Consider the following 25,073-nt stretch of genomic DNA (forward strand, 5'->3'; position numbering starts at 1 on the left):
TTCTGCGGAAAACTTCCTCCTTGTTTGCTTGTTCATAAGGTTAAATTTAATCGTTTTTTTTAACTTAACCTCTGGTCTCAATTTTGGGGAGTATTATAATCTTAGATTTACCGCTTTCCCCGCTATTGCTTTTATACAATGTCGTATGCCCGTGCGTTCTTTTCGTCCGTGCGGTTGGGCAGCCATACGCTGCCGGCAAGCTTTGGTTTGTGCGGCTGCTTTGAGCGACTTGCCAAATGCGAAGCATTCATGAGCACCTTTGAAAAAACAAGACAATGCGAATAATTGGATGGATGCAAAGGGTTGGATTCATTGTTTTCTGCTTATTGGCCTAGTCTTGGGTTATCTATCATTCTTTTCATGGTGTCGAATAATGCTTGATAAAAGGATTCGTCCTTTGCGTAAAGTTTATACAATTCTAATTCCTTTTTTCTTTGCTGCCCCATCACATCATCCAGAATCTTCTTAAACGCTAAGTCTCGGTTTTGTGAATCTTTGTTGTCCGCTACCTTGGTTTGATAGTCGGGGTGTGCTTGAATGTGCTTGCTGATGGAGATGAATTTCACCCGCTGGTCTTCAGGTGTGGCATCCCAGCCGTGAAACCATCTTTCATTAAATGTTCTGATGATTTCATCCAGCGGATCTTTTTCTTCATCACCACCATGTGCTCCTCTTGGGTTTGGGTTTTGTGGGTCTAATTCCGTTGAAGAGTCATCCAATCCAATAGTGTGATTCAATTTTGTACGTTCTAAACCGTAGGTGGACAAATCAACTGACTCCAAAAGTTCATCAATCAATTCATCTTCTTTGGTTTTCACAATCAATTTTGGAATGAGGAATTTCAAAAACCAAAACAGTTTTTCCCATTCCAATACCTCATAAGGCATAATGGAAGCCATTTGACCGTATATCTTCACAAACTGCTTTGCCTTAATTTTAAAGTCTGCTTTTTCGTCATCTTCCAATTCCAGTGCCTGATTGAAACGATTGGCAGCCACATCTATAATTGGACTCAATTGCTGCGCATCTACACCTTCAAAATACTTCTCTACAAAGTTTTCTACTTCTGACCATTCGTAAACGGCTGCATCATCTAAAGTGCCTTTTAACTCATGCAATACATTGATATCTGTCGCTCCGCTTAGTGAAGTGGAAGTGTAGAACGGGTCAAAGGATGCTTTGATGTCGTCTACTTGATTGAAGAAATCCAGAATGAATAAGTCTTCTGTTTTCTTACCCAGTTTATCGGCAGCACGGTTCAATCTGCTCAATACTTGCACCGCCAAAACACCTTGCAATTTCTTATCTACATACATGGTGCAAAGTTTGGGTTGGTCAAAGCCTGTGAGGTATTTGTTGGCCACTACCAAAATGCGGTAGTCGTCTGAATCGAAATAATCTCGGGTGTCTTTTTCTGTAAATCCGTTCAATTCGCCTTCGGTGTATTCTACACCATCAACTGTTTTCTTACCAGAAAATGCTACGGCAATTTTAAACGGATTTCCTTTGGCTGATAAAATGCGGTTGATGGCTAAATAATAGCGAATCGCTGATTCAATATTTTGAGTCACCACCATGCCTTTGGCTTTCCCTTTTAATTTTTTAGTGTTGTACACTTTGCTGATAAAATGCTCTATGATAATTTCCGCCTTGGTGCCAATGGTTTGTTTGTGGCGTTCTACATAAGCACGCAATTTCTTCTGCGCTTTTTTGGTATCGAATAAAGGATTGTCTTGAATGGACTTCTCTATTTCATAGTAGCTTTTGTACGTGGTGTAATTGGCAAGTACATCCAAAATAAAACCTTCTTCAATGGCTTGTTTCATAGAATACAAGTGAAAGGGCTTGAATGTGCCATCTTCTTGCTTTGTGCCAAATCTTTCGAGTGTGGCGTTTTTGGGTGTTGCTGTAAATGCCAAATAAGATGCATTGCCCTTCATTTTACGGGCTTGCATTGCTTTCAAAATTTTGTCTTGTGCATCTTCTTCCTCCTCATCATTTTCGCCCATGCCCATGGCCTGGTTCATTTTTCCTGCCGCTGTTCCACTCTGCGAACTGTGTGCTTCATCAATCACTACGGCAAACCGTTTGTCACTTAGGTCTGCAATGCCGTCAACAATAAAGGGGAATTTCTGAATGGTGGTAATGATGATTTTCTTGCCTTGCTCTAAACTATCTTTCAAATCTTTGGATGAAAAGGCAGGGGCAACAATGTTTTTTACTTCTGAAAATTCCTTGATGTTCTCACGTAGCTGTTTATCTAATAATCTTCTGTCCGTGACCACAATAACCGAATCAAACAAGGGATTTTGAATGCCTTTCGCTCCGGGCAAGCCTTCCCGCTCGGGATAGGTTTCTATCAACTGATAAGCGGCCCAAGTGATGGAATTTGATTTGCCAGAACCTGCTGAATGTTGAATCAAATACGTATGACCAACGCCATGTTGCGAAGCATGACTGAGCAATTTACGCACGACATCTAATTGATGATAACGTGGAAAAAACAACGTCCTTTTACTTAAAGCATCTGTAGCTTTTCCATCAAAACGGAAAAAGTGCTGAATGATGTTTGCTAAGCTTTCTCTGGTAAATATTTCTTCCCACAGATAAGAAGATTTATGACCAAATGGATTGGGTGGATTTCCTTTTCCGTTGTTGTTTCCTTTATTGAATGGCAAAAAGAAAGAATTGGCACCATCCAATTTGGTACACATATACACTTCATCCGTATCAACGGCAAAGTGCACTAAGCAACGACCAAAATTTAATAACGGTTGTTTTATGTCCCGGTCGTACTTGTATTGCTTGATACCATGCACTTTTGCAGTTTGCCCTGTCCATGCATTTTTGAGTTCCAAAGTGGCAATGGGTAAGCCATTTACAAAAACCACCATGTCCATTTCTTCGCGTTGGTTTTCGGTATTGTATCGAACCTGCCGCGTTACACTAAATTCATTCTTCTCAAAATTATCCTTCACTACTTGGCTGCTGCTTGCCATTGGAACCTGATACAATAGCGTAAAGTATGCATCTTCCACTTCCAGTCCTTTACGAAGCAAACGCAACAGACCGTACTTTTTTATCATACGGTCAAGGCGTTCAACAATCTTGCGTTTCCAATCGGTAGTACGTTTTAATTTGTCGAGTTCATCTTTCTGCGTACTTTCTAAAAAATGCCAAAAGCGGGTTTCGTCCAAAGCATATTGCGAATTGAAATCATTTGCATCGCCAATGTGGAAGCCATTACCTCCACGGTAGCGTTCAACAGGCTCAGCAGCGGCTGTAATTATTTCACTGCTTAGTTCTTCTATGCAAGAACCTGTTAGGGCTTTTTCCATGGCGGCCTCTAAAGCTGCTTCATTGGTTTTACTTGGCATAATTGTAATCTTTTATTTTTTGAATCATACTTTTAGTATGACTTTCTATCTGCTCTTTTTCCCATTCTGGCTCTTTCATCATTAATCTTTGTTTTAAACTATCTGGCTTGACACGCACATAATGATCTTTTTTTGCTTGTGGCATATATCTCCCCAATGTGGAATTTTTGCTCCGGCTGATAAGACATAAATTACCAAATTTATCAAGTGTGGATTGGTCTATCTTATCAGCACTGGATATGGGGTTCTGCGGGTAATAATGTTCTACCGAACTTCTGAATGAAAACTCAAATTCGTTGTGGCCCTCTGATTTTTCAAGCCACAAAATGTAGTCCAAATAATTAAAAACAAAATTTTCAACCGATGTGCCGGTGTTTAAATTCTTCCAGTTTTGGTTTTCTAAAATGGATTTGTTTTGAGCAATTGCGCTATTTTTATAAATGATATCATAGAATTCCTCTTCTTTATCTTCAACTGGTAAATACCGATCATACAAATAAGCTTGGGCTAAGTTTTCTAACCACTCTAAATATTTTTCCGCGGTTATTTGCTCATTATCTAACAAGAAGAATAAAGATGCATTCAACCAGTGTTTATAAATAAGCGTTGGTGCTGATACGTGAAACATGGAAAGCAGCATCAGAATCCTTCGGTTAATTTCCTCATCATTAAAAGAGTTCACATAGCTTACTTTATTGCCTTCATACCATTTAAGGCTTTTTAGACTCCATCCATCTTTTTCCTTTAAAAATTCACGCTTAATAATGAATCGGTCAAATAAAAATTTTCCTTTCAATAAATTGAATGAAAAATGCTTCACGAAATTCACTTTGTCTTGATCGTTATGCAATGACTTTAATTGTTCATCAAAAGGTTCCAACAATCTTTTGTCATCTAGGCTAATGTCTTGCTTGGTTTGTATCCTTAAAATATGAAGTAAGAAGTTGGGAAAATTAATTATGGACGTAAATCGTTCTGGAGCATCCTCTTTATGGTCGGTATTATGCTCAAAGTTTCCCTGATGAGAAACAATTTCCAACAAGTTTAAAATGGTTGATTCATTTGATTCATTTTTAAACTCAAATTTATCCGAAAGCTCATCAAAAGAATTTACCGTGAGGGCATTCCAACTTTTTGCAGTAAAAATCTTGTCGCGTTCAGCCGTAGAGAAACCATATTGCAAGTATCTTTCCATATCCGAGCAGGCTTCCCAAACCTTATTAAAGACAAAAGATGCCTTTTTGTCGTTGCTTAACAACTGCATCAGCTTTGCCTTCAATATTTCATGTTTTTCTAATTGCTCTCCTCTTGTGTTCATTATCTCAAAATAATGATTGAGGTCAGTGTCTTTAGGAACCGAAACACGTAGGATGTTTACTTTTTTTGATAAGTAGCTGTAAAAGTCTTGAAGTTTAGCATTATTACCTTTGAATAAGGTGTTCAACAACTTTTTGGCTACCTCGTAGGCGTCTTGCATATTGCTGTTGTACTCCTCTCCTGTATCAAATGAAACGGGGTGATCTATGGTCGAAACATACTCCAAGGTATGCGTTGAAATTTTACGGGCATCGAACTTTAGGTTAAGTTGATACGCTATTTTAGAGGTAATTTCGGTGGCAAAATCTCGGTGCAATACAGCATATAAAATATTGAGTGTTGTTAGTCGTTGTTGACCGTCAATGGTTTCATAAATAGTTTTGCCGGCTTCATATCTTTCATAAACCACTAGTGTTCCGATAAAGTAATTTTTTTCTGGATGAGCTTCAGCAAAATCACTGACATCTTGAATCAATTGTTTTACTTCGGCTTCTTCCCAGGCATAATTGCGTTGGTAAATAGGAATGACATAAGTACCCGAATTAAACAAATCGCCTATGGTTATGGTATTGATATTTTTATCACTCATAGTAGTTTAATTTTTGGGCTAACGTAATTATACCATCCAACTCTTTTCTTATTACACGGTTTTGACTGATGACGCCAACTGGCAAGTTCAATACATCTTTGGGCTGCAGAGCTTGATGAATCACATTAAACACATTGGGGTATTCCAGCGCATAATTATCAATAGATGCCAATTGCACACTGTGTTGAACAAGTCTTAATTTATATGCCCAGACAAATATTTTCTCGGATACCCTGCCTATTTCTTTGTTACCAAATTTGTCCCAGTAAAAAAGCAATGCACAGTCAAACAAATTTCTAATGTATTTATCACCAGTACGGAAGCGTTGCGAGTAGCCGTCAATCACTTCAAGGATATTTTTGGCTTTATCGTCCTGTTTCAAGCACTTGTACATTTCTTCCTTTACGTTCCAGTAATGGTTGACAAATTCAAAAAAGCGTTTGCCATTGATGATTACTTGATTGAGCTGAAATGGGTATTCTACTTTCTGTTTATCAATTTTACGATGATAATTGCTGTTGTAATCTTCTACAAAAAAATGACTGATTTTATACATTTCTGCATAGGGAAAGGGTGTTTCACTTTCAGGGCTGATACCCTTGAATACACCCACATCGTCTTTGGTAAAAAACCTTGCTGATTCGCCTTTTGCCCAATTTCTAACCCTGAACAGTAATTGTGCAAAAAGGCTTTTTAATTTATCGTCTTTTCCTGCTAATTGCTCCCATTGTTCAATTAAGGTTATTTTTTCTTGTTCTGTAATGTTTTCCGTGAGCTCCCTAAGATGAAATGCTTTGAGTAAATCGTGGGGTTCTAAATCTCTTCCACGTGCATTTTGAGAATCAAAAAACTGAAAAGCTTCAGACACATCATCTAGCTCAACTTTTACCACCTCACATTTTTCAAAAAAGAAACGCACACTTGCAAAATTAAAATCTATGATGCGCCTTCTGATTTCGCGGTAGTTTTGATGGATGTTTCGCTGAGAGATAGGATTGCTGAATTTTAATTTTTCAAGCAGTTGTGTATGGGGTAGTTCGTAATGGTGCTTTCGCAAGTCTTCTTTTACGGCATCTGGTAGATGATCTTTCAAAGCCATGGCAATAAGCAATAAGGTGATGCTGCGCTGCTGCCCGTCTACAATATTCAGATTTTCTGACTGGTAAGTATCTTCTTCGCGATGTACCACCACCGTACCAATGCGATAGGCAGATTTATCCCGATGCAACAGCACATCATCAACTAATTGATTGACATTCTTGATGCTCCACTTGTATGGACGCTGATAGCCTGGAATGGTCAAGCGATTGTCTTGCACTAAGCTGCGGATATTGATTATACTCGGTTGCTCCCTCATCTAACTCACTTTTATTTTCCCCGTTACCGCACTGTCTATCAACGTAGCTTTGTATTCTTTGAGCTTTTCGATTTGGGTTTGTTGTAGGGAAATGGCTTGGTCTATTTTACTCATTGCTAATTCCACATTTTCAACTATTAATTCTAATTCAGCGACAGGAGGAAGTGGAATTTTTAAGTTTCCAATATCAATGGGAGAAATATTCGGTTGCTGGCCAGTAAAATCAATTTGGTTATTGAATTCTTGGCGAAATCCTGAATCTAAGATTACAAAGTATAGCCAATGCTTGTGTTTAGGATTTTTTGGTTTTAATACTGAATTTCTTTGGTTTAGTAAAATCTTTTCCGAGTTTGGCGGTACAATGGTTGCCTTAATACCCGTTGAAATTATTGGACGGGTTAGTGCAAAAACCAAATCGCCTTCTTTTATTTGAAATTGAGGCAATTTTTCATAGTATTTTTCATCCACATATGACTCATCTGACCAATCAATATTCATAGTTTGAATATTTGCAATCTTCAAAACTCTTATCCCTTCTGATTTAAAACCGTCACTGGGAAACGCGTAACCACTTATGATATTTCCCAAATTTTTCAACTTCTTCACCTCCCACCCCTCCGGTATCTCCCCAATCCATTCCACACCAGAGTCTTTTAGTTTTACATTTGGGTCTAAACCTTTGGTAACCGCATCTTGAATAATTATTTGCTTGCGTTCTTTGAGCAGGGCTATGAGCTGCTCTTTTTGGGCAATGGCACGGTCTATTTTGGCGGTTTTGTCGTCTAGGAAATTGGCGATGGCGGTTTGTTCTTGTTTTGGGGGGAATGGGAAAAGAAACCTTCTAAAATCTAAATAACTTATATTCTGTCTTAGACCAGAACCAAGACCATAAATAATTTTATTGTTGTCAATTGCTCGGAAAAAATAATGATAGAATTTAGCTGAAGCCTTCTGCTTTATTCTCAAATTCAAATAAGCACTTGTTATAATTCCTTCATAATTTGAAATTGAGCTTCTAAGACTCACCTTATCATTTTGCAAATCAGTTGGACGAAAAATCAAATCACCTTTATTAACCAATTGATAGGTTTCGAAGGATTCAGGAACAAGTCCGGTTAGTTCTTCATCTGCCTTTTCTCTTATGTTTCCATAGCTCAAGGAAAGAACACTTTTCCGTTTCATTCCCTTGTTCTTGTCTTTTCCTTCAGTGATAAAGCTTAATCCAGGTAAAACTTCCCATCCCTCAGGAATCTCCCCCAACCACTTTACACCCGAATCTTTGTAAGCGGGGTATTTTGGGAAAGTTGCTTTTGTTGCAGTTATTTCCATTAGCTCAGGTTTAAGATGTCCATGATTAATCCTTCATTTTCCTGCTCTAAGGAGAGTATTTCCGCACTTACTTCTTCAATGGGTCTCAGTGGTTTGTGCTGGTAGAAATACTTATTGAAACTAATTTCGTAACCGATTTTGGTTTTGTCCAAATCAATCCAAGCTTCCTCCACATGGGGTTTTACTTCTCGTAAGAAATACTCGTGAATGCTTTCAGCCAAAGGCACGCTTTCGCTATCGCGCAGGTCGGTTTGGTTCTCGTAAATGATGTATTCATTAGGTTTTCCGCTTGGGTAGTAGCCGTAATCAGGTAGTTGTTCTGTGGTGCAATCCAAATGATGTAGGAGTTGGTGGAGCTTGTCACCACTCAGCTTTTGCGTTTTTTTGATGACCTTTTCGGCTGTTTCGTCATACCAACTTACGGCAGCCAATAGTTGGTTCTTTTCGCTAGCAGAAAGCTTCGTTTTTTTAGCTTTTAATTCTTGGTTCACTTCATCCAAAAAGACATTGTAATCACTGTATTCATCTGTGCCAATGGCTTCCATTAATTCTTGTGCAGCCTCCAAAATTTCCTTTTGTTTTTTCCATGTAGCGGCAGATGTAAGTGCTTTGCGTTTTTTTGCATTTAAGTCCAGGTCATTTTTCTCGCACCATTCCAATAGTTCTTTTTCGATGGACTTTAAATCCGAATACACCTGCTCGCCATAAGTTTCATACGCCCATTGCATGGGTTCTTTGAGTGTTTTGTCAAAGCGTAAATCTGCAATACGTTCGGCAGAGAATTGGGCTTTCAGTCTTGCGGGTCGGTCAATGGTAACTTTGTAATAGCCAAAATCGGTATTGTCAAAAACCTTAGCTGCCAAACCATCTTCGGTTTGCCGTTCTACATCTTTAAAGTCCAGGTAGGCATCTTGAATTTCTTTGATATGTTCCGGCCTGAGCTCGCAGTTTTTCTCTCCAAGATTCTTGCGGAGTTTGGTAAAGCGTTGCGAAGCATCAATCAAAAGCACCTTTCCCTTGCGATTTGCTTCTTTGTTGTTGTTTAGAAACCAGATGTAAGTGGTAATGCCTGTATTGTAAAACAGATTGTTGGGCAATTGCACAATGCAATCGAGCCAGTCATTTTCAATGATGTGTCTGCGGATGTTGCTTTCTCCGCCACCTGCATCCCCGGTAAACAAACTAGAGCCATTGTGCACCGAAGCAATGCGTGAACCTTGCGGACTTTGGCTCAAGGGCTTCATTTTGTTCACCATTTCCATCAAAAAGAGCAACTGTCCGTCAGATGAACGTGGCGTTGCATCTGCTTCTTCCGCATTGCCCCAATAGTCTTTGAGTGTAATTACAAAACGGGGGTCAATGATATCTTTTCCGTCTTTGATGTATTTTAAATCCGTACTCCAAGATTTCCCGTATGGCGGGTTGGACAGCATGAAGTCAAATGTATGTCCTGAAAATTCATCTGTGGAAAGGGTAGAACCCACACGGATATTTTCAGGATTGTTGCCCTTAATCATCATGTCGGACTTACAAATGGCGTAAGTCTCGTCATTGATTTCTTTACCATACAAATACACATCACCCATTGCTCGAATGGCTCCTTCTTCATCTTTGATGAAATTTTGCGATTCGGTGAGCATACCACCTGAACCACAAGCGGGATCGTAGATGGTCATTACTGGTGGCAAATTATCCTTGATGGGTTCAAAAATAATATGCGTCATTAAGTCGATGACTTCACGTGGTGTAAAGTGCTCTCCCGCTTCTTCGTTGTTCTCTTCATTGAATTTGCGAATCAGTTCCTCAAACACATAGCCCATTCCCAAGTTGGAAAGAGGCGGTAGTTTTCTACCGTCCGGGTCTTCCTTTTCAAAAGGCGTTAGGTTAATGTGTGGTGAAGTGAATTTTTCCAACACGTCCAGCAACACATCTTTGGCTGCCATGTGTCGAATTTGGCTTTTCAGCTTGAACTTATCAATGATTTCTTTTACGTTAGGGCTAAAGCCATTGAGATAATCTTCAAAGTTGGCTTGTAATATCTGCTGACTGTTTGTGGCAGTATCAAAAAGTCGTTGTAACGTCCACTCGCTGGTGTTGTAGAATACATATCCGCTGGCGTCTTTCAATCCGGTCTCATCCCACTCTGTAAAACCTGCTTCATCCCGTTGGAAAGCGAGTTCTTCCATTACTGCTTCTTTGGTTGGTTCGAGTAAGGCGTCTAACCTACGCAGAACTACCATTGGCAGAATAACATCTCTGTATTTCCCTCTTACATAAACGTCTCTCAGGCAATCGTCAGCGATTGACCAGATGAAGCTTATTAATCTATTGTGTACGGATTGGTTCATTTATTTTCTTTTGTACTTATTATCAATTCTTTTATGTCAACATCTAAGATTTGAGCTATTTCACTCAAAACTTCCAGCCTTGGTTGTTGGCGATTTTGAACATAGCCATTGACCATGTTGTAACTCTTTCCGAGTTTCTCAGCCAACCAAGTTTGTTTAATTCCTTTCTCTTCCAGCACTTCTTTTATGCGGTTCATGTCCGTATGTATTTAAGTCACTAAAATAGCCCAAATTTTCCGTTTATCTCGGTTTTCAATATACATTTCGTTCGTTTCCTTGTTAGTCTGTCCGAGCGAGGGCAAAAAATAGGCTTCCCGAATCCAGTTCGGGACAGGCTTTTTGTTTTTTGCGTTTGGCTTGTGGGTCGGCAAAACCAAATCCGCCTGCCGGACGGGCAGGTGTGCCTATTTGTGCGGTGGCTTTTTCCTAATGGCATACGCAACGCTCTGGCTATGCGTAGTGCGGGATTAAAATGCACTTAACTATCAAACCGCTAAGTTTTTTATTAAATGCTCTAAAGATCAAATTCACTAAATCGCACCGCATTACGTATATTTATTGTTAGCGTTTCGTGCTTTATTCATTTTTGTCAATCCGTGCGTTGGGAAGACAAGCTCTTTGACTGGTTTTGGATGTATGTCAGCTTGTGCGACCAGACAATGTGCTTGGCTTCTGTGTGATGGATTATCTCCTCTCAATTATCTGATAGTAATAGCTAAATGGCTTACCATAATAAACATAATCTCTTTTGTCAATTGATGATTTAAGAATTGTTCTAATATCATTCTCGTGAATTAAAAACTTGGCTACAAGGCCTATTTCAACAGTTTGTAAATCAATCTCATCATTAATCTGGAAGTTGGAATTTAAAATACCACTAGTTACTAATTGGTCTCTGATTTTAATAGATTCCTCTACCGAAATTCCCTTAATTTTTATAAACTCCTTTTCTTTGATTTTACGCTTTGATCTAATTCTTTTGGATAGTTCTGTACCATCTATTGTTTTCAATAAAGTCGATAGTTGTTTTGCTCTATAACGATCCAAGTCTTTCAATTGTGCCTTTAAATGCTTATTGCCCTCCAATAATTTAAATCCATTAACCCAACACATTTCATTATCTACTTTATCAAAGTTGGATATTTTTATTCGACCAACAGACATTCCAATTAGTCTATTTACTGCAGATTCATAAATAGTATTATCATTCTTCCTTTTTCCTTCATCAACAGCTTTTATAATTTTATTTATTGTTTCCTTTTGCTTCTTCTTTTCTTTAACTAAGGAGCTTTTCCTTACGCGTAGTGAGCCCGAATAATGAATTTCATAACCTACAAAACCAAACCATTGAAATGACTCTTTACATAAATTTGACCATTTATATGATTCTTTCGATTTAATATCTGGACTCCAAAACTTGGACATTGATTCAATTGATTTATTTTGTATCTTTTCAAAATTGTGAGGAACTAAATGCAAATCTTTCATTGCGCTGTAGTATATTCTTGATGCATTATCACAAACTTTTTTTGAGGGATGAATTATTACCATATCATCACAAAATCTCAAATAAAGTAATCTTTTATCTTGAATCTCAACAATTTTTTTATCTGCATAGTCTAAAAGGATATTAGCAATTAATCCTGAAAGGGCTCCTCCTTGAGGAACACCAATTTTAGCATGGCTAATTCCTCTTTCATTTTTAAAATAACCTAATTTTATGAACTCATCTTTAACCCAACCAAAATAGCCCCCAGGAATATAACTGTATTTATCTTCCCAATATTCCTTTTTCTTTTGGGGTTCTACGTTATATGGCAATACATTTTTCACAAAAGAGTAGGAGTCTAAATATCGATAAAAAAGCCTTTCTGCTCTTTCATCATGCATTTCAGGGAATTCTTTTTTTACTTTATTAATTAAACTTCTAAATTTTCTTTTTACCACCGTGTGGTGCACTGTATCATAAAAATTTCTAATATCACATTCAGAAACCCATAGTCTCTTCCCTTTATAGCTTTGTTTATATCTTAGCATTGAACTAATTGCATCGTGGTGACTTAATATCTTTTTGCTTTTGTCAATAATTTGCGTAGCCCTGAATGCATAAGATTCTTTATAAAAAAATGGGTCAAATACATCTGTAAGATATCTGTTTGTTAAACTTATTATTAGCTTGTCTTTTAAAGTAAATAATGAAATTGGCCTACATTTATTTCTATCTGCATTAATATTACCCTTTGCTTTTGGAATTATTGTTGGTTCAGCAATTTTATACGATGGATCATTTATTGAAAACTGAATATCCTTAACAAAATCATTTAAGCGCAAAAGAAAGGGTTCGTTTGGATAATTTTTCTCAAAATATTTTATGGTAATCATTAAAGAGTCTCTATTATAATCAATAGAATTTATTCTTTGACCATTTTCCTTATATCTATTTTTTTTGTTTAGAGTTTTCCACTTTCTTCTACTTGGTAATATACTATGCAGGATTTTTTCATCCTCACTTAGTTCTTTTTTATTTTTATTCTTGGAATTGAGGTGGTAATTATGCCTCTTGTTAGTTGTAAGAATATGAATTAAATGTTCTTTGCTTCTTTTTTGAGCATATCTTGCCCTGATACTACAAATTTGTAGAATTATCTTTCTTCTCGTTATGTAATTATCAAATTTTTGCATTTTAAAAAAGGTGGAGAGTCCCCGATATGTTAACCATACTTCTGACAAAAGTCTTGTGTCTGTTCAAACTATTGAGGGACACTTTCCTCGCCCAACAAGTGACATGGACGACCACAAGTCAATTAATTGATTTGTGCCGTTTAGGTACTCTCCACACTATTAATTTTATATTTATAACCCTGCAAAGTAGCAAGGTGTATTATAGTATTAAAACCTATTTCACCTCTTGAATTCTCATAACAGTTTATAAGTAAATTATTGCATTCTACTTCATTAAATTTTTCCAGATCCAATTTACAAAGTGCGAGAAAATATTTTTTACCAACTTCAAAAGTAAATGAGTTTGCTATTGCGAAAGCAACCCTGAGCCAATCTGCATAAGACTTTGTAATCGACAATGAATTTTTAGTCAGGTAATTTGTTATGTTCTTAATTGTTTTTCTATGGTATTGACTATTCTTACCAAAAGGATTATTCAATAAGTCCTTTGAACTTGCAACTTTGATGTTTTTAACCGCCTTAGGATTAACTTTATTCTTTGATGTGATTACATTGCTTATTTCTTTTATTGTAAAAGAATCAAAACAGTCTTTAACAGTTATTTTGTCATCCCATGAAATAAAGCAAAGCCTTGTAATGTCACTACCGCTAATATCTAATTCAATTTGATAATTTTCTTTGAAGTAATCAACCAGCTGTTTAAAGGCAATTTTATGCGAAGTGTCAAAACCATACTTTTGAATTTCAAATTTATATTTTAGGTGAACCAAACCTTTAATTCCATCTTTAGAAGGAGATTCCCAAAAAGAAAGTACATAGACATCATTAGATAAAATTCCTTTAACTCTTTTAAGTTCATCATTTCCAAGCTTATCTATATCAAGGACAACTAAAGAATTATAATCTTTAAGATTCTCCTTGGTTCTTTCTTTTTCATATGTTCCGCAAAAAGTAACAACTGGTAGTTTTCTCTTACTAATTGCATAGTTTTCTTTATCTCCTTTCAAATAATAATTTCTAAGGAATTTAGTATACTTTAAATGTTTATCTCCTTTAATTTCTGTAAAGGCCTGTCTTATTGTTATTGTTTTTAGAGGAGTCCAAAAATGATCTTGATATGATATTTGGGTATTTAGAATATCTTTAATTTCCATAGTAACCAGATTGTGGGTAAGGGTAAAAAATAGCTTTTTTGCAAGCTGAAGAATCAGCCTGTGTGTCGGAGCTTGCAAATGTGCTATTTGTGCGTTGGGTTTTCATCAGTTTATTCTCTGGTACTTCGGTCTTTTTGCATGAACGCTAACGGTTAGTGTAAATGGCGTAGCTGCGTTTAGCAGCTATGAACATTTTACACATTGTTCTCTGCTGGCTTTTAATTCAGGTTTCTATATTCCGTTGGACTTATTCCTGTTTTACTTTTAAATAGTCTGCTGAAATACTGAGGATATTCAAATCCCAAATCATAAGCTAATGTCTTTATTGGAATGGTAGAATTTAATAATTTAAATTTAGCTTTATCTATTAGCTTTATATGAATATGTTCTTTAATTGATTTTCCTGTTTCTAATCTCAATAAATCGCTTAAATAATACCCTGATAAATTCAATGCTTTTCCGCATTGTTCTAATGTAGGTGTTCCCTTGGAAGTTAAGAGTTCCGAATCAAAATAATCTTTTAAATATTGCTCAAATTGACTTACTATATCTTTGTTTTTATTGGTGCGAGTTAAAAACTGTCTGTCATAAAATCGTTCGCTATATTTCAAAATTGATGCTATATTATGAATTATTAAATCTTGACTGTGTCGGTCTAGGTTTTGTGATATCTCAATTTTAATATTATTTATAAATTCAGTTAAAACAATTTTTTCTTTTTCTGATATATGCAATGCTTCATTTATATCATAAGAAAAGAAATTGTATTTCTGTATGGCTTGATGCAGGTAAGATTTTGATAATAAATCGGGATGAATAAATAATGTCCAACCTTTTAAGTCAATTATTGGCTTATCTGTAATATTAAATACTTGCCCTGGGGCAGAGAACAACATAGTACCTTCTTCAAAGTCATAGGTGTTTCTACCATAATTGAAACTTCCTTTTATGTCCGACTTTAAAGAAATAATGTAAAAATCAAAAAACACTTTGGTGTTTGTTATTTCCAAATTCATACTTGGGACATGCTCACAAACAGAAATTAATGGATGCAAAGGTTTTTCTACATTTAATAAACGGTGTATTTCACTAATCGTTTTAATTTGAATAATCTTACTCATTTACTCTTCTATGTGTTTTTGTATTTTAGTATAATAAATTTCAGCTCTTTCCTTGGAAAAATAGTCGATAATAATTAAAGAAACTGATAATAGCATTAATGCAATACAGACAGATTGAAATATTCTGTTTTCAACAAAGCTAAATGCAATAATTGTTAAAAAGAAACTAACCGCTGCAAATCCAACAGAATATTTGTATAAAACTTGAAAATCTTCCACACGTTTTTTTTCTGCAAGAATAAACTCTTTAGCGTTTTCTTTAAAGGCAAGTTCAGACGCAGTCATTCGCTTAGGGTAACTTGCCATCATGGCACCTATGCCAATTGAAAATAATAGACCGACAAGTAATAATGGTAAAAACAGAGAATTTGCATTAGGAGTAGAACCGTATTTCCAAATCAGTAAGGAAACAATTATCATTATTATGCCTGAAAAAATAACTATTTTCCCTTCAAATATTTCTCCGTTATACCAATTTTGCGTATGCTGATAAAAGTTCATTACGATTTATTTTTTAAAACTTTCTTTCCTTGTTTTATTAAATTATTCACAAACATTCTGTCCCACATTCTATATGGAAGTATTAGTCTTGTGTAGATTAATGATTTTGCAACAAAGCCAGGTCTATAGCGAGCTCTTGGTTTTTTCTTTGTTGCAGCCTTATATGTTACTTTCGCTACTTGTTCGGGAGTCCAAGTTCCAGGGGCACCTTCTTTAACTGCTTCGCTTGCAACTTTATAAATGCCTGCCATTAATTCTTGGTAGGGTCCTTTTTCTTCCATTCCCAAAACAGTTCCATTTAGGACAAATTTTGAAGCAATAGCACCTGGCTGAACCATAGAAACATAAATGCCAAAAGGTTCTAATTCTGCTCGCATAGCATCATTCATTGAAGTAAGGGCATATTTTGTTGCTTGATAGACGCCTCCGCCTGGCGTTGTAAACTCACCACCACTAGAGCCAATATTCACAATTCTTCCTTTTCCTGCTTTTCGCATTTTTGGTAAAACAGCTTGTGTCATAGCTAATAAGCCAAAAACATTGGTTTCGTATAGTCTTTTTACCTCTGCTAAAGGAATTGTTTCCATAGCCCCCATAATACCAATAGCGGCATTATTAATGAGTATTCCAACAGAACTATGTTTTTCTTCAATTGTTTTTACAGCTTTATCAATGCTATCATAACTTGTAACATCAATTTGAAGCGTTTCACAACCTATTTTTTTTAAATGTTCTATGGATTCAATTCTTCTTGCAGTGGCATAAGTTGGGTACCCGTTTTTCACAAATAATTTGGCTAAAGCTTCTCCGTGCCCTGATGAGCAGCCTGTTATTAATACGGATGGTAAGTACCTATTTGCTGACATAAAATTTATGTTTTTATTATGTTTCAAATCACAGTATAGAATTACTCATTTTGATAAACAAATTGCAGATAGTAGAACACTTTTTGCAGGATATCTTGAGTTTGGAGAAGTTCCTTCAGCTTGCAGAGAACTACTAGCTAACCGCAGCCCTTACGGTTACTTTCCTTTTGGGCGGCGAATTTAACTCCCTTAAATATAGGAAAAATTGGAGAAATCCCAACTAGCTTTTTCAGTGCCATGCGTCCTAGCCATTCGGCCGATACGGAACAATACACGTGGAATTCGCGAACAGGCGCCTATCAGGGTACCTGTTCCCACCGTCTGTCTTGGTCTTTACCTCGGAAGGTACATTCCGGGGTATGCCTCCTACCGATTCCTCCCGAAGATGGGCACCGATTCGGCGGCCGCAAACACGCAACTACATGCACGACCGTCCATTGCTTGGTTCATCCCCGTTTCAAAAAAAGGCGGATACGGTACGAATCGCAGCCCCCAGTTGATTCAGCACCTTGTCTATCGAAAATACGGAATACAAAAATAGTTTTCGTGTTTTTACACGTGTATAAACGTTTATAAACGTGTATTACCAGGGATAGCGCAAAAAATCGTTGCGCCGACCCGCTTCCCCCCGGTCAGGCGAAGTTGGTATCTTCACCCAGCTAGTATCGAAATTGTAAACAGAAAATACGTACCAAAAAGGCCAATTGTAATGGCCAGTCCTTATCCGGAAACAAGAATGATAATCATTTATGCGTCGCCTTTGTATTTTTGCCGGATCGTAGCATGTGGAAAAAGGATAGCTCCTGGCAGGGGCCTTTGTTTCCTGGGCTGGGTGTAACTATATCCCTTTTATTATATTTTTAACGCCAGCGAGGCATTTGTAATGCCGGATCCGTTGGACAGACCGTTTAAAAATCTTTCCCGGAAACATGTACGTTTAGCCATTGCAAATGGCTTTTTGGCGGCTTTTTTCTTTTTACGATAGCGATGATAGCAGAGTGAAGTGACATACTTCACCCAGTAGCAGCAGCTCGTTCTCAACGAACGAAACAAAATCCTACGGCAAGAAAAGCCCCTTTCCACCCATTGCATTTTGATTTATAACAATTTAGTTATACATTGCCTAAGAACCTATTTGGCTCAGCAACTGCCGCTTACCCTACCCCTGAATCATGCTCCGAGTTAGCCGAATTCCGAATTGGACCCTTCGCAAAATCCACGCAGGTTTGCCCTCCCTTATTCTTGGCATCGCCCTGTTTACCGCATGCTCGGAACCCCCACTTGGTACAAACTTCAGGGAGTACTTTTCGAAAACAGAGGCAGTAGCGTTAAGGGGCGAAATGGTAGCGTTGACCGAAGGAGAAAAGCCATTGAGTTACCTATTCAATATGACTTTTTTTGACAGCCTGATACTGGTCAATGAATTTCCGGATCGGGAGTATACCTACAAACTAATTGATTTGAGTAACATGTCGGTCAGGCCGTTTGGAAAAAAGGGAGAGGGGCCCAACCAATTGCTAAGCGATGCTTTTTATTTTTCGGTGGACCGGAAAGAAAATCGGCTCTACCTGACAGACCAGGTGCACTATTACATCCACGACATCGATGACTTGAAAAGCGGCCTGGATGAGCCCGCAGCGAGGTTTACCATCGATCAACAGGAAAAGCGCTTTATGGGAAGTACGGTCCATGTGGATGGATACATCGTAGGCAGCATGCACCACAAACGATTTTGTGCCTACGATATTGAAAGCGGGGACTTTATCGAAGTGGGTGAGTACCCGGGAGGGCCCTCCATGGCGATGGCCAACCAGTCGTTTTTTATGAACCACCCCACCAAGAATTTGGCCGTATACGGGATGTCAAGGGTCCCGGAATTTGGCATTCTCAGGGTTTTACCGGATACGATTGACCTGACTACCTATGCATGGGGAGATACCCCCTTGGATGTACAACATAGCCCAGTAGGCATGGCGGTCGTGGATAAGGAAGGCTCTACCTTTGAATACATGTCCGTGGCCGTGACGGAAGACCATATTTACTTCCTGTACAGTGGAAAAACAATCGATGAAAGTTCCCGGGAAACCATCATCCAATCAGGTCTTTCCCATGAGGTATTTGTGTTGGATTGGGAAGGAAAGCCTGTAAAAAGATACCTGCTGGATCAGCCTGTCCGCTCCATCGCAGTAGATGATCAAGCCAAAGTACTGTATGCTGCTTCTTTTGAGAAAGAACCCGGTTTAATCGCCTATCCATTAAATGAACCATAAATGATACGATTTTATTTCCTTGTAGTAGTCTTTGGGCTATCCCATTTCGCGTATGCCCAGGAAGCCACCGAGTCCAAACAATTCCACCTACCAGGAAATGCACAAAAGGTTAGTGGCAACACCGAAGTCAACCCCCTGGTAAAACCCCTAAAATTGGTGACGGTATTGGACCCAAAAGGATCCTCCATTGATCGGGAATTAGAGGTTTGGAAGGCCTTAATGGGCAGTATGGATAGGGATTCCATCGGTTATATTTTTCTGGTGCAGGACACAGAAGATAGTGAGCGGTTCAAGCAGTATTGGTTTTCCGACCGGAAGATGGATTATCCCTTTTATTACGACACCGGGAAAAAGGTGATTGAGGCAAATGGGCTGTCAGTAGATAGTCCCGGGCAGACCTTGCTATTGGGTGCCAGGAACACCATCATCCTGTCTGGTAGCAGTCCGATAAATACCGATCCCTTTAACCGCTACCGGAGCGAGCTGTACCAACGGACCTTGGAAATGGGGATGGACAAGGCGGTACGCGGGGTGATCGTTGAACATACCGAGAGAGGTATCAAATGGTTTTATGCGAATGAGCCGGTCTATGTAACGGAAAAAGGCGAAGTGCTACCTAAAAATAAGGCAGATGCGGGAATTCGCTCCAAAAAATGGATTCCCGGTACTTCCCCGCTTTCCGACACCATTCGCCTGGTCAACCGGCATCCCTAACCGCTACGAATTTCTGCCGGCGAAGAAGCCGCGCGGAGGTACATGGGGGTTCCTTGCGAATACCGATGCGAACGATGCTGTTTCCGTCCCGGATAATGCCCATTCCGTCCCATATAGTTGACTTTATAGCCCGCACCGCTTATTCTTGTCACATGTTGAATATCCGGCTCATTACCTCAATTTTTATCCTTGCCCTTTATTCCTGTCAGTCCCAGGAGGAAGGCAAAAAAATAATTAGTGAAATTCCGGAATCAGGAACCCTGAAATCCAGCGAAGTAAGCCTGGCCAATGCGGCCCTAATGCCGTATAAAATCGTCGCGTCTGCTGACAAAGCCGTGGTCTTAGACCAGGGGAAAGAAAATCTATTCAAAGTCTATGCCCTGCCTGATTTTTCCTTCTTATACACGTTTGGCGACATCGGTGAGGGCCCCGATGAATTCCAGTTTGTGAATGGAAATTCCTTGAAAATCCATGGGGAGCAGCTCGTGGTGCTTTCGGGTACACAGCTGATCAAAATAAAACTGCATGCGGAAAAAGCAAGCCGGGAGGAGCAACATGCATTGATTTCCGATACCGGCGGGCCGATTAACGGGCTGCACCTGGTCAATGACTCCGTATATGTGGCCGACATCGGGGAGGCAAAACCGGGAGCTCCGGAGCATCGGTTGGTTCATTTGGGACGAAATGAAGAATTGGTCCGATTCGGTGACTATCCCGAACCAGCCGCAGGGGAAAATAGAGATCAGGGAAACCTGGTGCGCGATTATATGAAAAGTACGGTGGCCAACCCCAAAGATGGAAGGATGGCCGCATTTTACGTGTACCAGAATCAGATCAAACTGTATAGCGCAGATGGGGAACTGCTTCTGGAAATAGCGGTGGAGAGCTCCTCCAATAGCACATCCGATGAGGAAATGTGGATTTACCGGGCGGATCCCTTTGCCAGCAGTGAACGCATTTATGTACTCTACATAGGAATGCCCAAAAAGGAAGTGGAAGAAAATTTTCAAACCTTCCGACCCCACCTGGAAGTCTGGGATTGGGAGGGAAATCTATTGGACCGCTTTAGGCTGGACCAGCCCATCACTACCTTTACGTACGCTGAGGAATTCAAAAAATTGTATGGGATTTCTTTTTTTAAGGAGGATGTGCTGTTCGAGTATGATTTAAACGAAGCTGGTATCACCGACAGTAAGAAAGCGTCGTCCGCCGGGAACGAGAAAAACAGCAAAAAACAAGATCCAATCCCTCATTTCGACAAGAAAATCATCGCTGAGAATGCTTATTTCCAGATAGAGCCGCCGGCAGGATGGAATTATCCCCCGAGCTGGACATCGGAAGAAAAGAAATCGGTGCGGGAGCGAGACGGTTTGTACCTCACCGGAGCAACGTTCGTCAGAGAAAACCCAGCTGATACATCCGTTTGTGGCGCTTCGATGCAACTTACCGTCGGAATTCCCAAAGAAGGAACATTTGATTTTGACGACTATTTGTCTTCACGTGCAGAGGAGTATCGATCAAACGACCAACTGGACGAGCTCTCTATTGAGGAACTGGCGAATGGTATAAGGGGATACACCATTACCTACAAACGCCGATTTGTCGATCCCAAGGGTGAAGTGTACCTTAGCACGAATAAGCACACTCTCTTTGAAAAAGAGGGTCGGATAATTGTGACGAGATTTACCAGTTGTGACTTTTTTGAGCGGTACAGGGAGGTAGTTCGAAAAGCCTTTGAATCGCTGACATTGAAAGACGCCATGCCCGGGTAGTGAATAGGATTTGATCCGACCCTTAGAAAACCGTTGTGAAGGTTATTTATCCCTGCAATTTTTAAATTTGCAGGGATGTTACAGCGAAGCTTGTATTCGGAATTTTTGTTTTAGGTAACCCACTTTCCCGTTACGGGACCGCCTGCAAAGAGGCAAGGAATTGTTGCAAACGACCGAGCTGACCATTTCCGAGATCGCCTACGTCGGCTTTTCCGATCCCAATTATTTTTCGAGGACCTTCCATGGGGAATTCGGCATCTCGCCCAGCGAATTCCGTAAATAGCGGTACGTCGGTTGAATATTTCTTGTTTTGCGTGCTGCCTGTAAGATAATTGCTTGTATTTCTGGCTCCGGTGTAAGATAACTCCTGCTTATTGAAAGATAGGTGCGGGTGGGGAAGAAGGCTTTGACATATCTTTACACGTGGAAATCAAAAATAGTGCGACAACAAGTTTTTCCCTAACATTTATTAATAAGTTACTCAAATGAAAACACCAATGAAAGAATTTTCCATGTTAAATGCCTGGCATGCTCTCGCATTTGCATTTTTCGCCTTAATCATCCAACCCTCCACAATAAGAGCTCAAACCTCTACAGTGGAAGACCCAGACAGTTTCGAATTCCAAGGAGATTGGCTTGTCAAAAAAACGATGCTTGGCGATTACGAAGCTAAACTACTTTTCTACCCTAACGCTAGCGGAGAAGGAACCTTTACAATTGACATACCATTAAAAATTTATACGAAAGCTAAATTGGAGGGAAAAGAAGGTTGTAATTCTGGATACAACGTGGCGAATAACGGCGGATGCTACAAGTGTCCTCCAGGATTCACCTGGAATATTTTGCCCGATATTAATGCAGCTAACAAGTGCTCTAAAGGTGGGTTTTTAGGCATTGGCGTAACGAATGCCAAAGCAGTTCAAGACCCAAACCAACCGAAGGCATTAGTTCCTGGCGATCAAAAATTTGCTGACCTCGGGAAAATTTATAGCTGCCCAGGTGGTTATGATATGCAGGTATTAGAAGCTCATGACAACTATAATAAATGCCTAAAAGAATTTAAAAAGGTTACGGATTATGATGATTACTACACTTCAACCACTTTGGAAAAAATCTTTACAAAAAGCCAGATTGCCTGTCTTACATCTGGAGTAGAATGCTATGTGGCACCTATGGCTTTTGGTTTGAACTTTAGATACGGTTGGTATTGTGGAATAAGATATGGGGCTAGGTTAAATAGTGATGATGACGGGAAAAGGGAAAACCTTGTAAAATCATCTGGGCCTGTGGATATAGCTGACTGTGCATGTAAAATGCATGACGACGACAATTGGGCAAATTACTATGTTCAACCAACGGGGGATGACTCGGCAGATACAAACAACTTAAAATTTTGCGCGAATAATGCGAACTTTTATTTGGCCACTCTTGCCCTTATTCAAGATAATGAAAACTACCAGCTATCACCCATGGAACAATTTGCACTTCTGAAGCTTAGGAGTGAATTTAATATTGTTGTTGGGCTTAATATTGGCAATAGCGGCGATTTACCTTTTTCGTTGGATTGTACCCCAGACCATTATCGACTTGAGTCCTCAAAAAGCCTGGCTTCGGAAATTCTTGAAAAATGGCAGGAATTAGCACAACATTGACCTGTATAATAGTAAAGGCCTCAACCGACAGTCAGTCAATTTACAGACTATATTTGTCTGAATAAAAATTTGAAAGTTTTGGGCTTTCCAACGGCAATACCTTCCCCGCCCGACCCCTTGGGAGGCTTATGAGGGGACCGTGCAGGGAAGATACTCTGTTGTTCAACTTCCAAGCTGGGCGAAGTTTGTAACTTCGCTCAACTTTTTTCGAAATTGTAAATAGAAAATACGTGCCAAAAAGGCCATTTGCAATGGCCAATCCTTATCCGTCAACAAAAGCGATAATCATTTGGGTCGCCTTTGTATTTTTACCGGATCCCAGCTTGTGGAAAAAGGATAGCTCCTGGCAGGGCTCATTGCTTATCCTTTTGGGTTAACTTCCCCCAATCAAAAATACCGCCGGTATCTTGTGCAGGTCCGGCTTTTCCTTGCGCCAGTCGGCCACCTTCCGGGTACGGATCATCTCCCCTTCCCCGGTAAGTTCGCTGGCAATGCAAAGCAGGGTCTGCGGACCCAACTGCTCCAGCAAATCCTCCATCAGGCGGTTGTTCCGAAAGGGCGTTTCCATAAACAGCTGGGTGGTGTTTTCCTTTAGTGCCTTGTTTTCCAGTTCTTTGATGGCCCTGATCCGCTCTTTTCGCTCGATAGGCAGGTACCCGCTAAATGTGAAGGCCTGCCCGTTAAAACCGGAACCCATCAGGGCCAGAAACATGGAAGAAGGCCCCGGCAGAGGCACCACCCGTATGTCCAGCCGGTGCGCCCAGGCCACTGCCCTGGCTCCCGGATCGGCGATCCCCGGGCAACCGGCATCGGAAAGGACGCCCAGATCCTGCCCCTGCAGTGCCGGTTCCAGGAGTTTTCGTACCTGCGCGTCCGGGGTATTTTTATCCAGCTTTTCCATGTGCACCTCCTCCAGGTTGATCCCTAATTTCAGGCTGCTGATGTACCTGCGGGCCGTTCGGAAATCCTCCACCAGGAAGTGGGACGTAGCCGCTATGACGTCTTTGACGACCGGGGCCATGACGGCAGGGCCGGTCTCGAGCGCCAATACATTCGGCACCAGGTATAGTATTCCGTTCGCTTTCATTAATTTTGGGTATGGAAAATGGAATGCCTTCGGTTGCAAAACTACTTATTATTATCGGACTGCTGCTACTGATTACCGGATTGCTGCTTTGGTGGCTGCCCAAATTTCCTGGATTTAAAGGCATACCGGGAGATATGGTGTTTAAAAAAGAGAATTTCACCTTCTACTTTCCCCTTGGGACCAGCATTCTGCTTAGTTTGTTGCTGACCTTATTGCTTTATTTGTGGAGAAGATTTGGGGGATAATGCAACGAACAGTGGTTACCAGATTGAATTAAATCGCCAAAAATGCCATTTTGCTGGTCTGGGAAAATTTACAACCCATAAAATACCTTTCTCTTTTCCCTGCATTGGCACCTGTCATCTACGTGGGCCGGGCGCAGTTCCGATCTTACTGTCTTTTTTCGATGAACTTTCACCTATACGCTGATTTAGATTGCTTCGCAGGGCTACCGATGACGTGTTTGTTAAGTAGCTGAAAATCAACATAATAAAAACACGCATCATCATCCCGATTTCTGCGTTTTTTAAAAGGTAAAGATTTCAAATTAAGTAATAATTAACGTATTGATATTTAAGATGTTACCGAAAAAATCCCCTTAACCATAAGAGAAAGGGGGATTTGGATACGTTAGGATTTACGGACACGGAATCAGCATAGAGTTTCTTCAGCCCGTTTTAATGGCGGCAGTTCAGCTCTACATCAGCATTTCAGCTATTCCCTCCGCCGCGGCGGAGGGATTTGGGTACGTAAGGATTAAATACCTTAGGATTTGTTCAGCCCGTTGCAATGGCAACAATTCAACACCACTACTCCTGGTTTTTCTATGTACACACGCAAAGAGGCTGTCCGAAAAGGGCAGCCTTTTTTATGCGGCTATTTTTCCCGAATATTCGGAAAAGTTTGAATCTCCACTATTTGGTGGCACTGATAAACT

18 protein-coding genes are annotated in these 25,073 nt (G+C 39.7%); 6 read left to right on the forward strand and 12 right to left on the reverse strand.

What is annotated here, in order from left to right; genetic code table 11:
* Nucleotides 1-323 precede the first annotated feature (323 nt).
* From GCU44_RS21920 to GCU44_RS21970, 11 genes are all read right to left on the reverse strand, one after another.
* Entirely contained in the window at nt 324-3,377 is a 3,054-nt protein-coding gene (locus GCU44_RS21920; RefSeq protein ID WP_154859538.1) for a type I restriction endonuclease subunit R, read from the reverse strand.
* Nucleotides 3,367-5,283 (reverse strand): GmrSD restriction endonuclease domain-containing protein, encoded by a 1,917-nt coding sequence (locus GCU44_RS21925; RefSeq protein ID WP_154859539.1) that lies wholly within the window; start codon nt 5,281-5,283, stop codon nt 3,367-3,369. The genes GCU44_RS21920 and GCU44_RS21925 overlap by 11 nt, the downstream gene beginning before the upstream one ends.
* Entirely contained in the window at nt 5,276-6,640 is a 1,365-nt protein-coding gene (locus GCU44_RS21930; protein ID WP_154859540.1) for a DUF262 domain-containing protein, read from the reverse strand. Before GCU44_RS21930 ends, GCU44_RS21925 begins: the two co-directional genes overlap by 8 nt.
* The gene (locus GCU44_RS21935) at nt 6,641-7,969 is read right to left on the reverse strand and encodes a restriction endonuclease subunit S (protein WP_154859541.1); all 1,329 of its coding nucleotides are present in this window, start codon (nt 7,967-7,969) and stop codon (nt 6,641-6,643) included.
* Nucleotides 7,969-10,317, reverse strand: coding sequence for a type I restriction-modification system subunit M (locus tag GCU44_RS21940; RefSeq protein ID WP_154859542.1), 2,349 nt, complete (start codon nt 10,315-10,317; stop codon nt 7,969-7,971). Before GCU44_RS21940 ends, GCU44_RS21935 begins: the two co-directional genes overlap by 1 nt.
* A complete protein-coding gene (locus GCU44_RS21945; RefSeq protein WP_154859543.1) occupies nt 10,314-10,514 on the reverse strand; it encodes a helix-turn-helix domain-containing protein in 201 nt (66 codons plus the stop codon). The genes GCU44_RS21940 and GCU44_RS21945 overlap by 4 nt, the downstream gene beginning before the upstream one ends.
* 487 nt (nt 10,515-11,001) lie before the next feature.
* Nucleotides 11,002-12,999: a reverse transcriptase domain-containing protein gene (locus GCU44_RS21950; protein ID WP_154859544.1), complete on the reverse strand. Its 1,998-nt coding sequence runs from the start codon at nt 12,997-12,999 to the stop codon at nt 11,002-11,004.
* 140 nt (nt 13,000-13,139) lie between these two features.
* Nucleotides 13,140-14,153 carry a BT4734/BF3469 family protein gene (locus tag GCU44_RS21955; protein ID WP_154859545.1) on the reverse strand — a complete coding sequence of 338 codons (1,014 nt, stop codon included), beginning with the start codon at nt 14,151-14,153 and terminating at the stop codon, nt 13,140-13,142.
* 218 nt (nt 14,154-14,371) lie between these two features.
* The gene (locus GCU44_RS21960; RefSeq protein ID WP_154859546.1) at nt 14,372-15,274 is read right to left on the reverse strand and encodes a helix-turn-helix domain-containing protein; all 903 of its coding nucleotides are present in this window, start codon (nt 15,272-15,274) and stop codon (nt 14,372-14,374) included.
* On the reverse strand, nt 15,275-15,775 hold the full coding sequence (locus GCU44_RS21965; protein ID WP_154859547.1) for a hypothetical protein: 501 nt from the start codon (nt 15,773-15,775) through the stop codon (nt 15,275-15,277).
* Nucleotides 15,775-16,641, reverse strand: a complete 867-nt coding sequence (locus GCU44_RS21970) for an SDR family oxidoreductase (RefSeq protein ID WP_154859548.1) — start codon at nt 16,639-16,641, stop codon at nt 15,775-15,777. Before GCU44_RS21970 ends, GCU44_RS21965 begins: the two co-directional genes overlap by 1 nt.
* Nucleotides 16,642-17,813: 1,172 nt before the next feature.
* Here GCU44_RS21970 and GCU44_RS21975 point away from each other — a divergent pair.
* The 5 genes from GCU44_RS21975 to GCU44_RS21995 all read left to right on the forward strand — a co-directional run bounded on the left by GCU44_RS21975 (nt 17,814) and on the right by GCU44_RS21995 (nt 23,049).
* The gene (locus GCU44_RS21975; protein WP_154859549.1) at nt 17,814-18,911 is read left to right on the forward strand and encodes a BF3164 family lipoprotein; all 1,098 of its coding nucleotides are present in this window, start codon (nt 17,814-17,816) and stop codon (nt 18,909-18,911) included.
* Entirely contained in the window at nt 18,912-19,625 is a 714-nt protein-coding gene (locus GCU44_RS21980) for a hypothetical protein (protein WP_154859550.1), read from the forward strand.
* A gap of 152 nt (nt 19,626-19,777) precedes the next feature.
* A complete protein-coding gene (locus GCU44_RS21985; RefSeq protein WP_161994001.1) occupies nt 19,778-21,397 on the forward strand; it encodes a TolB-like 6-bladed beta-propeller domain-containing protein in 1,620 nt (539 codons plus the stop codon).
* Between the two features lie 142 nt (nt 21,398-21,539).
* Entirely contained in the window at nt 21,540-21,680 is a 141-nt protein-coding gene (locus GCU44_RS23525) for a helix-turn-helix domain-containing protein (RefSeq protein ID WP_154859554.1), read from the forward strand.
* 202 nt (nt 21,681-21,882) lie between these two features.
* The gene (locus tag GCU44_RS21995) at nt 21,883-23,049 is read left to right on the forward strand and encodes a hypothetical protein (protein ID WP_154859552.1); all 1,167 of its coding nucleotides are present in this window, start codon (nt 21,883-21,885) and stop codon (nt 23,047-23,049) included.
* A 373-nt stretch (nt 23,050-23,422) separates the two neighbouring features.
* Here the strand turns inward: GCU44_RS21995 and GCU44_RS22000 are convergent, their stop codons facing one another.
* The gene (locus GCU44_RS22000) at nt 23,423-24,136 is read right to left on the reverse strand and encodes an SAM-dependent methyltransferase (protein WP_154859553.1); all 714 of its coding nucleotides are present in this window, start codon (nt 24,134-24,136) and stop codon (nt 23,423-23,425) included.
* Between the two features lie 11 nt (nt 24,137-24,147).
* Between GCU44_RS22000 and GCU44_RS22005 the strand changes: the two genes are divergently transcribed.
* Nucleotides 24,148-24,381, forward strand: a complete 234-nt coding sequence (locus GCU44_RS22005) for a DUF2905 domain-containing protein (RefSeq protein ID WP_241685069.1) — start codon at nt 24,148-24,150, stop codon at nt 24,379-24,381.
* Nucleotides 24,382-25,073: the final 692 nt, after the last annotated feature.

The sequence above is a fragment of the Cyclobacterium xiamenense genome (assembly GCF_009467825.1).
GTDB lineage: Bacteria > Bacteroidota > Bacteroidia > Cytophagales > Cyclobacteriaceae > Cyclobacterium > Cyclobacterium xiamenense.

Excerpts from the sequence above, each read along its gene's own strand:
- GCU44_RS21920 (WP_154859538.1), bottom strand. The coding sequence starts at position 3,377 with ATGCCAAGTAAAACCAATGAAGCAGCTTTAGAGGCCGCCATGGAAAAA.
- GCU44_RS21925 (WP_154859539.1), bottom strand. The coding sequence starts at position 5,283 with ATGAGTGATAAAAATATCAATACCATAACCATAGGCGATTTGTTTAAT.
- GCU44_RS21930 (WP_154859540.1), bottom strand. The coding sequence starts at position 6,640 with ATGAGGGAGCAACCGAGTATAATCAATATCCGCAGCTTAGTGCAAGAC.
- GCU44_RS21935 (WP_154859541.1), bottom strand. The coding sequence starts at position 7,969 with ATGGAAATAACTGCAACAAAAGCAACTTTCCCAAAATACCCCGCTTAC.
- GCU44_RS21940 (WP_154859542.1), bottom strand. The coding sequence starts at position 10,317 with ATGAACCAATCCGTACACAATAGATTAATAAGCTTCATCTGGTCAATC.
- GCU44_RS21945 (WP_154859543.1), bottom strand. The coding sequence starts at position 10,514 with ATGAACCGCATAAAAGAAGTGCTGGAAGAGAAAGGAATTAAACAAACT.
- GCU44_RS21950 (WP_154859544.1), bottom strand. The coding sequence starts at position 12,999 with ATGCAAAAATTTGATAATTACATAACGAGAAGAAAGATAATTCTACAA.
- GCU44_RS21955 (WP_154859545.1), bottom strand. The coding sequence starts at position 14,153 with ATGGAAATTAAAGATATTCTAAATACCCAAATATCATATCAAGATCAT.
- GCU44_RS21960 (WP_154859546.1), bottom strand. The coding sequence starts at position 15,274 with ATGAGTAAGATTATTCAAATTAAAACGATTAGTGAAATACACCGTTTA.
- GCU44_RS21965 (WP_154859547.1), bottom strand. The coding sequence starts at position 15,775 with ATGAACTTTTATCAGCATACGCAAAATTGGTATAACGGAGAAATATTT.
- GCU44_RS21970 (WP_154859548.1), bottom strand. The coding sequence starts at position 16,641 with ATGTCAGCAAATAGGTACTTACCATCCGTATTAATAACAGGCTGCTCA.
- GCU44_RS21975 (WP_154859549.1), top strand. The coding sequence starts at position 17,814 with ATGCTCCGAGTTAGCCGAATTCCGAATTGGACCCTTCGCAAAATCCAC.
- GCU44_RS21980 (WP_154859550.1), top strand. The coding sequence starts at position 18,912 with ATGATACGATTTTATTTCCTTGTAGTAGTCTTTGGGCTATCCCATTTC.
- GCU44_RS21985 (WP_161994001.1), top strand. The coding sequence starts at position 19,778 with ATGTTGAATATCCGGCTCATTACCTCAATTTTTATCCTTGCCCTTTAT.
- GCU44_RS21995 (WP_154859552.1), top strand. The coding sequence starts at position 21,883 with ATGAAAACACCAATGAAAGAATTTTCCATGTTAAATGCCTGGCATGCT.
- GCU44_RS22000 (WP_154859553.1), bottom strand. The coding sequence starts at position 24,136 with ATGAAAGCGAACGGAATACTATACCTGGTGCCGAATGTATTGGCGCTC.
- GCU44_RS22005 (WP_241685069.1), top strand. The coding sequence starts at position 24,148 with ATGGAAAATGGAATGCCTTCGGTTGCAAAACTACTTATTATTATCGGA.